This window comes from Streptomyces rimosus subsp. rimosus, from assembly GCF_000720725.1.
GTDB lineage: Bacteria > Actinomycetota > Actinomycetes > Streptomycetales > Streptomycetaceae > Streptomyces > Streptomyces rimosus_A.
Map to the genome: position 1 here is coordinate 20489 of NZ_JOCQ01000097.1, position 10640 is coordinate 31128.

The following is a 10640-nucleotide window of genomic DNA, read 5'->3' on the forward strand; positions in this document are numbered from 1 at the left end:
GCGGACGCCGACCGGGCGGGTCATCTCAGCCCTTCCAACAGCTCCCGGACCTCACGCACGCCTTCGCCGCCCATCAGCTCGCGCAGCACGATGACTCTCTCCAGCTCCCGTACCGCCTGCTCGGTCTTACCGGCGGACACCAGGACGTCCGCGAAGAGCAGCCGCGCCTTGTCCTCGTTGGGCCAGTTCCCCTGTTCCCGGTAGATGTCGCAGGCCTGCCGGTACAGTGAGACGGCCTCGTTCCGCTCGGAGCGGGAGAGGTGCACCTTGGCCAGGGTGAACAACACGTCGGCCAGGCCGCTGCGCTCCACCGTGCGCTCCACCACGCCCAAGGCGTCGGCGCACCGGCGGAGCGCCTGTTCGTGCTCGCCCCGGTCGTGGTGGAGCGCGCCGAGGGCGTTCAGCGCGGCCGCCTCCCCGACCAGGTCGGACACCTCACGGCACAACTCGAGCGCCTGGCACAGTGCTTCCTCCGCCCCTGTCCGGTCGCCCTGCTTGCGCAGGGTGAGCCCGAGCCGGTGCAGCGACCGGGCCAGACTCAGCCGGCCTTCCTCGCTGTGGTCCTCCTCACTGAGCCGGACGGCCCGGCGCAGGTGGCCCACAGCCAGGTCAAACTTTCCGAGTCGCCACTGTGTCCCTGCCAGCATCCGGTGAACCATGGCGCGATCGACCGGGCCGGCAGCGGCTTCCGCTGCATCGGCCGCGTACAGGAGGTTCCTCAGCGCGTCGTTGAGGAGGCGGCGACGCCACTGATAGGTGACCAGGGCCGTCGAGAGCAACCACTCGTACCGTTCGATACCCCGACCGATGGCTAATCGGATGCCTTGCTGGACGGCGGCGTACTCCTCGTCCAGAAACGCCATCGCCTCCCCCGGTTCCGCGGGGTCGGTGACTGTGACCCCGTCGGGCTCGCCGATGGGCAGGGTGCGCTCGTGGTCGAGCACCCGGTCGCAGGCGCGGACATTGTGCAGTTGGTGTTCCAGCACCTGCCGTACGGTCGCCCGCTCGATGTCCGCCGTCTCACCGTCCGGTACCGGCTGCATGTGCCGGCGGGCGAAGGCCCGCACGAGGTCGTGCAACCCGTAGCGGTCGCCCTGGAGCTCCACCAGGTTCGCCGCCACGAGCTCCACCAAGGCCCGATCCGTGCGCGCTCCTTCGCTCGCTGCCCTGCCGAGGTCCATCACCGCCTCCCAGGAGGCGCTGGGCCCGGGGTGGACGGCGAGCTGCCACAGCAGCAGCCGAGCCTCCTCACCCAGCACGCGTACGGAGCAGTTCAGCGCGGCAAGGACGGACAATTCGTGCTCCGGCAGGTGCAGGGTGTCCAGCTTCGCCCGCTCCCGCTCTTCCTCCATCTCCCGCACCAGGGCGGGAACGGTACGCACCGGACGCGCACCGCCCTCCAGGAGCCGGGCCACCACGGCGAGGGCCAGCGGCAGCCGGCCACAGAGAAGGACCAGCTTGTTGAATGCCTGGGCGTAGATCCCCCGGTCCTTGGCCGACACCTTCTCCGTGAGCACCTCCAGGGCCTCCGTCTCTTGCAGTGGTTCCATCTTGCGAAACAGCACCTTTCTCTCGGCCTGAAGGCGCAAGAGGTCGTTGCGGCTGGTGACGATCACGGCGCAGGTGCCGTCTCCGGGGAGCAGCGGCAGCACCTGCTGGGCATTGAGTGCGTCATCGAGGACGATGAGTACCGATCGGTGGGCCAGCGCCGACCGCAGCGCAGCGCTCTTGCTCTCCGGTCCGGTCACCGTGGTGTAGGGCGGCAGCACGGCCAGGAAACGGTCCAGAACCTCATCCGGTTCGGCGGGCCGCACGTCTTCGTGGGCGAACCCGTTCAGCCCTGCGTAGAGCACCCCGTCGGGGAACCGATCCCGCAGCCGACGGGCAAGGTGGCGGGCCACCGTGCTCTTCCCGACACCCGCCATGCCGCTTATCAGGACCAGCGCCAGGTTGCCGGCGTCCTGTTCCTGGCACACGGCCTCGACGAGGCTGCGGATCAGTTCGTCCTGACCGACCGGTCTGCGGCTGCTGCCGGGCAACTGGTCGGGTACAGGCGGCAGGAGTGTGCCGCCCGGCCGATGAGCGACACCCCGGACCTGATCGATGGCGCTCTGCAAGTCGGGGTCCGGCTTTCCGTTGTGCTCCGTCCACTCCTCGATGAGCCGTTCACGTCGGTGCTCCGGCAGGTCGGCGTGGGCGAGCAGGTAGAACCCGAAAACCTGGGACAGTTCCGGTGCACGCTCGAACCTTTTTTCCGTCTCCTCGCGGAGCCATTTCACCTTCCTGGACCTATAGGCGGCGTCCAGCCGGGCGTACACGGCAGCCATCAACTCGGCGCGCAGCTCCTCCCGGCGCAGTTGGAAGCCGCTCTCGGTCAGCCCGCTCAGCGGTTCGCCGTCGCCACACTCCTCCAGAGCCACGCCGATTTGCTCGAACCGCTCCGAGTGGCTCAGCCCTGCCGCTCTCGCCATCCGGTCGCGGAAACGGAACAGGTCGACGCTTCCTTCCGGCACGCGAAGTGTGCAGTAACCCGACCGGCCCTGGGGCACGACCTCCCGGCCCAGTTGCTTCCGCAAGTCGGAGACAGCACGGTCCACCCGGCCGCCGGCCTTCTCGTCACCCTCCCAGAGAACTTCGGCGATCTCCTTCCTGGTGCAACGGCAACCAGGTGACGTGACCAGAAGGGCGAACAGCGCGGCTGCCTTCGAACCTCCGAAGACCCTTCCGCCGCTGTCCCCTTCGGCTCTGACCGGGCCCAGCACGTGCCCCTCCATTGCCCTTCCCTTCTATGGACCGGAAGCAGTGGTCCGTCCCCTCGACGGCGCCCCCTTCATCCGTGCGCTGCGGTACGCCGCTTCACACGCGCTTGCTCCTTCACGCCCCCGGCCCTCAGTTATCCCTCAGTTTCCGCTCTGCGGCCTCCTTTCGTCCCGGGCACGATGGCACCAGCCGCTCGCAGGAGCACAAGGCGGCGGCATCACCCAACGCCCCATCAGGAAGGAACCGCAGGCCTATGAACACCCGTCAGCGAAACCGCCGGGCGAGCCGTTTGCGCCAGTCCCCCGACTGGCCGCCGAGCCTCCGCCGGCGCCCAGACGGCCGGACCGAGGGCACCGCGCCGGCGACACCGCGCACCGAGACGCCGGACGCCTCGCCCTCCGAGACCGCCTGAGCTCCAGCTCGTGGGTGCCCGTCCCGGGCGGGCACCCACACCCCCCTAGGCCTCCACGGGCTTTTCCGACCGGCGAGCTCGCGGCTTCTCCGCACCTGTCACACGCTCGCGGTCGAAGGCGGTGATTCCCGGTCGACAAGACCAATACCGCATACGTGCGCATCAAAGTGGGGCCCCTGGGGCTTCTCCCCGTTCCATCCGCATCTGTGCCGATATGACCGTCCTGTGAGGCCGCGGCCCGTCCAGCGCCTCGACTCCTCTGGCACCTTCGACGCCTTCAGCTCAAAGAGAGGACATTTCCTGATGTACCCACCATCCAGCAGCATGTTCGCCTCGGTGAGGCGGCATTTCGACGACCCTCGGATCAGCGACGCGGTTCTCATGACCGTTCCTACGGGAACCGAAGGAACGGAGCCGGCCCGGCTGACCGCCGCGGAGATGCACGAGGCCTTGTACGGCCCGGCCTCCGACCCGCAGTTCGCCGCCGCGGTCTGGAAGGAAGCGCTCCGCATCGCGCTGAATGACCTCGCTCCGCACGACACCGGGAAGCTCCTGCTGATCTGGCTGGCCTTGCCCCGATTGACCGGAACGGTCCACCGCATCTGCACTCGCTTGCGTGCCGATCGGTCGGACGTGGAGGCTGAGATGGTCCTGGCCCTTCTGGAGGAGCTGGCGGCCCCGGACGCCGCGAGCCGCCTCTCCGACTCCTCCTTGATCCACGCGGCGCGCGCCAGGGCCTGGCGCTTCGCCCGCCACGGACTGCGAGAACTCCCCTCCACCAAGGTCGAGCGCATCATCCAGGACAGCACGCTCACCACGCCCGGCGGGGAGGCGGACGCTCCGACCGAGGGCAGCCTGGACGTGCGGGTCGACCGTCCGGACGGCCCGCACGAGCTGCGCGCCCCGCTGCGCTTCCGGGTGCGCACGGAGCATCTACGCAAGGGCGCCTTCGCCGACACCAACGACAGGACGGGGGACCGATCGACGCGCCACGGCCCCCGCAGGAAGCAACGGGCCGGGCGCCGCGCGAACACCCCGCCGGTCCGCCCTGCTAGGAGGCGAGCATGAAAGACCCGGCAGAGGGCCGACTGAGTTTCACCGAGATGTTCGACCTGCCCGTCGCAGTGGATCTGAGGACGGCGGCCCGAGCGCTCGGGATCCACTCGACAACCGCGTACCGGCTGATCCGCGAGGACGAGTTCCCCTGCACCGTCCTCCGCGTCGGACGCAGGTACAGGATTCCGACCAACGAGCTGATGCGCACCCTGGGGATTGAGGACCGCCCGCTGTACAGCGTGGACCGAAACTGAACGCGGAAGGCCCGGGAACCGACTTCTGACCAGGAAGAAAAAGAGGGGACCTCATGTCCCCCACCACCGTACGGTCCCGTGGTACCAGCCACGGGGCCGCACGGCCCTACTTCTCCACCCCTATCCAGCCCGTCACCCGGCGATCGCCCTCTAAGCCGCTGCACACGGGTGATAGTGCGCAATGACAGAGCAGCCTGGTCTAGCTCTGAGGAAAACTCTCATCGCCGGTTGTGACACGGGGTCGGTTCCCGTACGTGGGAGAAGACCTCCATATGTCCACCTGAGAACGAAGGCAAGACAGTCGTAGCCCCAGTTCCGGAGACACGCAACGAGTCGAGAACCGCAGGGCAGGTTCAGACCCCCTTACCAGCCTTCTCCAGAATCACCACACACTCCACATGATGCGTAACCGGAAAAAGATCGAACGCCCGCATCCTCCGCGGCACATACCCCACCCCCGCGAAGTACTTCACATCCCGCGCCAGCGCCGCCGGATCACACGCCACATAAGCAATCCGCCGGGCTCCCAGCGAAGCAAGATGAGCAACCGTCCCCCGCCCCGCGCCCGCCCGCGGCGGGTCCAGAACAATCAGGTCCACGTCCGAAATCCCCGTGCGCGGCAGGATCTGCTCGACCTTCCCGTGCTCGATCCGCACGCGGTCCAGGTCCTGCAGATTGTGGCGGGCATCCTCCACCGCCCGCTTGCTGCTCTCGATACCGAGAACCGCGCCCTTTTCCCCGACGCGGTCGGCCAGTGCCCCCGCGAAGAGCCCGACCCCGCAGTACAGGTCGAGGGCCATGTCGCCCTTCTTCGGCATGAGGCCCTGCATGACGGCCTCGACCAGGAGGTCGGCGGCCTTGGGGTGGACCTGCCAGAAGCCGCTGTTGGCTACGCGCCAGGTGCGGTCGGCGGCGCGTTCGCGGACGAAGGGGCGGCCGTGGACCCGGTGGATGCCGCCGTCTTTTTCGCCCACGCGGAGGACGGAGACGGGCTTGTCGAGGTCGACGATGGGGAGGCGGCCGCCGGGGCGGGGGGTCAGGACGACCTGGCGGTCGTGCGAGCCGGTGGCGGCGATGGCCTCGACCGTGGCGATCTGGGGCCAGTCGCGCTTTTCGATGCCGAGTTCCGAGACGCCGGGGGCGGCGATCAGGCAGTGGTCGATGGGCTGGATGTCGTGGGAGCGGTGCTTGCGGAGGCCGACGTGGCCCTCCGCGTCGATGGCGTACTGGACGCGGGTGCGCCAGGCCGGGACCTCGCCCTTGGGAACCTTGTCGCCGGGGGCCGGTTCGACGGTGCCGTCCCAGCGGGCCTCCTCGGGGGTGAGGCCGGCCAGGCGGGACAGCTGCTCGGTGATCACGTCGGCCTTCAGGCGGCGCTGGGCGCCGGGGGCGGCGTGCTGCCAGTCACAGCCGCCGCACTTGCCGGGGCCGGAGAAGGGGCAGGGGGCCTCGACGCGGTCCTTGGAGGGGGTGAGGATTTCCACGGCGTCGGTGCGGAGGAAGCGGGCGCCTTCCTCGCCGTCGGTGACGCGGGCGATGACGCGTTCGCCGGGGAGGGCGTGCCGTACGAACAGGACCTGGCCCTCGGCCGTACGGGCGATGCAGTGGCCGCCGTGTGCGACGGGGCCGACCTCGACCTCGTACTCCTCGCCTACCAGCGACTTCTTGGGTTCTGTCTGCATGGTGGGGGAGCTCCTGGGGTGGGTGGAGGGAGGACGGGCGAAGGGGGTGGAGGCGCGATGCCGACCTGCAAGTCTACGGGGCGACGCGGCCCGGTTCGAATCCGCCGGGCGGGGCAGCGCGAAGGTCCGGCTCCGCCGAGCGGCGGGGCCGGACCCACAGGCGATACGGACGCGCGCTACTTCCGCGTAGCCGCCTTCTCCGTCACTTCCGCGTAGCCGCCTTCTCCTTCTTCGGCTGCGCCACCGGCCCCCGCCGCACCGCGCCCGGCGCGTTCCACTCCGCGCGCTTGCGGGCGCGGCGCTTGGCGGCTTCGGAGGAGTCGAGCTGCCAGGGGACGGAGGTGACCATCACGCCGGGGGTGAACAGGAGGCGGCCCTTGAGACGGAGGGCGCTCTGGTTGTGGAGGAGGTGTTCGTACCAGTGGCCGACGACGTACTCGGGGATGTAGACGGAGACGGCGTCGCGCGGGCTCTCGCGGCGCAGGGACTTCACGTAGTCGATGATCGGGCGGGTGATCTCGCGGTACGGGGAGGCGAGGACCTTCAGGGGGACGTCGAGGTTGCGGCGTTCCCATTCGGCCTTGAGGGCCTTGGTCTCGGCGGGGTCCACGTCGACGCTGACCGCCTCCAGGGTGTCCGAGCGCATCAGCTTGGCGTAGCTGAGGGCGCGCAGCGTGGGCTTGTGGACCTTGGAGACGAGGACGATGGAGTGGACGCGGGACGGGCGTACCGCCTCGTCGCCCGGTACGTCCTCGGCGGCGATCTCCTCGGCGACCCGGTCGTAGTGGCGGCGGATCGCGGTCATGGTGGCGTAGAAGATGACCATGCCGAGGACGGCGACCCAGGCACCGTGGCTGAACTTCGTCAGCAGGACGACGACCAGCACCAGGCCGGTGAGGGTGGCGCCGAAGGCGTTGATCGCGCGGGAGCGGTGCATCCGGCGGCGCTTGGCCTGGTCCTTCTCGGTGCGCAGGTGGCGGTTCCAGTGGCGGACCATGCCGACCTGGCTGAGCGTGAAGGAGACGAAGACGCCGACGATGTAGAGCTGGATCAGGCGGGTGGAGTCCGCGCCGTAGATGTAGGTGAGGACGATGGCCGCGCCGGCCAGCAGCACGATGCCGTTGGAGAAGGCCAGCCGGTCGCCGCGGGTGTGCAGCTGGCGCGGCAGGTAGCGGTCCTGGGCGAGGATCGAGCCGAGCAGCGGGAAGCCGTTGTACGCGGTGTTCGCGGCGAGGAAGAGGACCAGGGCCGTGGCGGCGGCGAGCACGACGAAGAAGAACGTGCCGTCGCCGAAGACCGCGGCGGCGACCTGCGAGATGACCGGGTTCTGGGTGTAGCCGGAGCCGACCGGGACGCCGTTGTGCAGCAGGTCCGTGGCCGGGGTCTCCGCCATCTTCACGTCGGTGGCCATGGCCAGGCCGATGATGCCGCAGAACATGGTGACGGCCAGGCCGCCCATGAGGGCCAGGGTGGTGGCGGCGTTCTTGGACTTGGGCTTGCGGAAGGCGGGGACGCCGTTGGAGATCGCCTCGACGCCGGTGAGCGCGGCGCAGCCGGAGGAGAAGGCGCGCAGCAGGAGGAAGACGAGGGCGAAGCCGGCGAGGCCGCCCTGTTCGGCGTGGATGGTGAAGTCGGCGGTGGGCGCCTTCATGGTGTCGCCCATGACCAGGCCGCGCACCAGGCCCCAGATGATCATGATGAAGACGCCGGCGACGAAGATGTACGTCGGGATCGCGAAGAGCTTGCCGGACTCCTTGACGCCGCGCAGGTTCATCAGCGTCAGCAGCACGATCATGGCGATCGCGCAGAGCGTCTTGTGTTCGGTGACGAACGGGATCGCCGAGCCCAGGTTCTCCACCCCGGAGGAGATGGAGACGGCGACGGTCAGGACGTAGTCGACCAGCAGGGCGCTGGCGACGGTCAGCCCGGCCTTGGGCCCGAGGTTGGTGTTGGCGACCTCGTAGTCGCCGCCGCCGCTCGGGTAGGCGTGCACGTTCTGCCGGTAGGACGCCACGACCGTGAACATCAGCACCACGACCGCGACCGCGATCCAGGGGCTGAAGTGGTACGCCGACACGCCCGCGACGGACAGGACGAGCAGCACCTCGCCCGGGGCGTAGGCCACGGACGAGAGCGGGTCGGAGGCGAACACGGGGAGCGCGATGCGCTTGGGGAGAAGGGTCTCTCCGAGCTTGTCGCTGCGCAGTGCGCGCCCGATAAGGATCCGTTTGGGCACGTCGGTCAGTTTGGACACGCAGAGGATGCTAAGCCTTCGTCAAGGCGGTCGCCCACCCGCCACCCGTGCGGGCGGCGGCGATGAGCCCGTATGCCGCGACCGCTTTTCGCGGCCACCACGGCCACCAGCGGTTTCATCGTCCCTGCACAGCGCGGGCCGATGCCCTTCGGGTCCTTCTTCTTCCCTACGACTCCTTAACGCCGGGCGTTTTCCCTGCCCGCGTGAAGAGCGCTGTTCGGGGCCGAGGGATTTCTACGCTTTCTTAACGGGCCGGGTCGCTCACGTCTTCTCGATCACCTCATGTGATCACTTCGGCCCCGCTCGTTCTCCACATCTTTTTCACCTCGGCCCAGCGCCGCGCCGCCTCCGGGCCGAGGCGCCCGCGCAGCTCGGCCAGCTTCAGCAGATTCGCCTCGGCGCCGGTGGTGAGGGTCTGCGCCTCACCCCGGTAGTGGTCGTCGACGAGCGCGGCCAGCTCCGCGTCGTTCATCACGGGGACCAGGCGCGCCGCCATCTTGTTGGTGTTGCGGTACGACCCCTGGAGGAGGAACGGCGGCTCGGTGCGGGTGGCGTCCGCCTGAGCCGCGGAGGCGATGTAGGCGCGGTTGACGGTCAGCGCCACCTCGCGGACCCGGAGCAGTCCCCGCAGTACGGAGACGATCTCGCGCAGTTCGGCCGTGCCGTAGGAGTGGGTGAGCCGGTCGGCGCGTACGGAGTCGTCGCCCTCGGCCATCCGGACCAGCAGGTCGAGGTCGGCGCGGTCGCGGGCGGCGAGCGGGGCGAGGACGGGGTTGGCCGGGAGCGCGTTCTCGATGTGCGAGTGGGCGAAGAGGGCTTCCTTGCCGCTGAGGACGTCACCGAGGTTCCATACGTCCGCGCGGTTGGCGAGCATGTCCGGCAGCCGGAAGCGCCGGCCCGACTCGGTGTACGGGTTGCCCGCCATGCACACGGCGAAGCGCTTGCCGCGCAGGTCGTACGTACGGGCCTCGCCGTCCCGGACGCCGTCCATCCGCCGCTGCGCGTCGCACAGCGGGATGAACTTCTGGAGCAGTTCCGGGGAGGTGTGCTGGATGTCGTCCAGGTGGAGGAGGACGTTGCTGCCGGCCTCCAGCGCGAACGAGATCTTCTCGACCTCGCGGCGGGCGGCGGCGTCGGGGGCGGCGGCCGGGTCGAGGGAGGTGGTGCGGTGGCCGAGGGCCGGGCCGCTCACCGTGACCAGGAGGAGGCCGAGGCGGGCCGCCACGTACTCCATGAGCGTCGTCTTGCCGTAGCCGGGCGGCGACAGCAGCAGGAGCAGGCCCTGGCTGTCGGTACGGCGCCCCTCGCCCGCGGCGCCCGGCCCCGCGGCCGTGCCCAGCTGCTTGGCGAAGTTCTCACCGATCAGCGGCAGGTAGACCTCATCGATCAGGCGGTTGCGGACGAAGCCGGACATGACCTCGGGCCGGTACGTGTCCAGGCGGAGCCGGTCTCGCTCGGCGGCCAGCAACTCGGCGCGGCGGCGGGTGTACGCGCGGTGCGCCGGGACGCGGGTACGGCGGAATGTCGCGGTCCGGGTCAGCAGCTCGTCCAGCCGTACGGGGAGGGTGCCGCCGGCGGCGATCCGCGGGTGGCTGCCGAGCAGGCCGGGTACGTCGGCGGCGGTGGCCGCGGTCAGCTCGCGCCGGTCCAGGGCCGGGCCGCAGACCTCGATCGCGGCGGCCTCGGGCAGCGCGTCCGGCGCGGTGCCGCGCGCCTCGGTGTACGCGCCGAGCCAGGCGGTGACGAGCTGGTGGCGGGCGGCCAGGTCCCCGTCGAGGGCGCGCAGGTCCGCGGCGAACTCCTGGACGGCGGGCGCGTCCGGCCCGCCGAGGGCCTGCCGGAATCCGGCGAGCAGGTCGCGGGCGGCGGCGCTGGTGGCGAAGCGGGGGCGGAGGCCAAGGCGGGCACGAGCGGCGGCGGGCGGGTCCGAGTCGGTCGGTTCGGCCGAACCGGCAAGCTCGGCCAGCTCGGCCATGAGGTAGTCGCCGAGACCGGAAAGGAGGACCGGGCCGGCGGCGGACGCATCCATGGAGGACACATCCACGGGAGGCGCAACCATGGAGGACACATCCACGGAAAACGCTTCCGAGCCCCCTTCCGGAACGTACAACCCCGCCTCCCCCAGAAACCCGACCGCCGCCCCCTCGCGCTTGTGCCCTGCGTTCGCCGGGGCGCCCCGGCCGGAGCCGATCCCGCGCATCCTCTCCGAGCTGTTCTCGGAG

Annotated in this window: 6 protein-coding genes; 2 read left to right on the forward strand and 4 right to left on the reverse strand. The window is 69.9% G+C overall.

What is annotated here, in order from left to right:
* Positions 1-20: 20 nt before the first annotated feature.
* Positions 21-2513, reverse strand: coding sequence for a tetratricopeptide repeat protein (locus IH45_RS0134105; RefSeq protein ID WP_158813351.1), 2493 nt, complete (start codon positions 2511-2513; stop codon positions 21-23).
* Between the two features lie 1040 nt (positions 2514-3553).
* Between IH45_RS0134105 and IH45_RS0134110 the strand changes: the two genes are divergently transcribed.
* Both IH45_RS0134110 and IH45_RS0134115 read left to right on the forward strand, forming a co-directional pair.
* Positions 3554-4240, forward strand: a complete 687-nt coding sequence (locus tag IH45_RS0134110; protein WP_158813352.1) for a hypothetical protein — start codon at positions 3554-3556, stop codon at positions 4238-4240.
* Positions 4237-4482 (forward strand): helix-turn-helix domain-containing protein, encoded by a 246-nt coding sequence (locus IH45_RS0134115; protein WP_030677680.1) that lies wholly within the window; start codon positions 4237-4239, stop codon positions 4480-4482. Before IH45_RS0134110 ends, IH45_RS0134115 begins: the two co-directional genes overlap by 4 nt.
* Before the next feature lie 353 nt (positions 4483-4835).
* Here IH45_RS0134115 and IH45_RS0134120 read toward each other — a convergent pair whose 3' ends face one another.
* The 3 genes from IH45_RS0134120 to IH45_RS01000000144365 form a co-directional block, all read right to left on the reverse strand.
* Entirely contained in the window at positions 4836-6164 is a 1329-nt protein-coding gene (locus tag IH45_RS0134120) for a class I SAM-dependent RNA methyltransferase (RefSeq protein ID WP_030677683.1), read from the reverse strand.
* A 202-nt stretch (positions 6165-6366) separates the two neighbouring features.
* Positions 6367-8418: an APC family permease gene (locus IH45_RS0134125; protein ID WP_030677686.1), complete on the reverse strand. Its 2052-nt coding sequence runs from the start codon at positions 8416-8418 to the stop codon at positions 6367-6369.
* A gap of 280 nt (positions 8419-8698) precedes the next feature.
* The coding region (locus IH45_RS01000000144365; protein ID WP_394298726.1) for an AAA family ATPase at positions 8699-10640 on the reverse strand (1942 nt) is incomplete at its 5' end.

What these genes read in the sequence shown, in the direction of transcription:
- IH45_RS0134110 (WP_158813352.1), top strand. Translation starts at nt 3,554, where the DNA reads ATGACCGTTCCTACGGGAACCGAAGGAACGGAGCCGGCCCGGCTGACC.
- IH45_RS0134115 (WP_030677680.1), top strand. Translation starts at nt 4,237, where the DNA reads ATGAAAGACCCGGCAGAGGGCCGACTGAGTTTCACCGAGATGTTCGAC.
- IH45_RS0134120 (WP_030677683.1), bottom strand. Translation starts at nt 6,164, where the DNA reads ATGCAGACAGAACCCAAGAAGTCGCTGGTAGGCGAGGAGTACGAGGTC.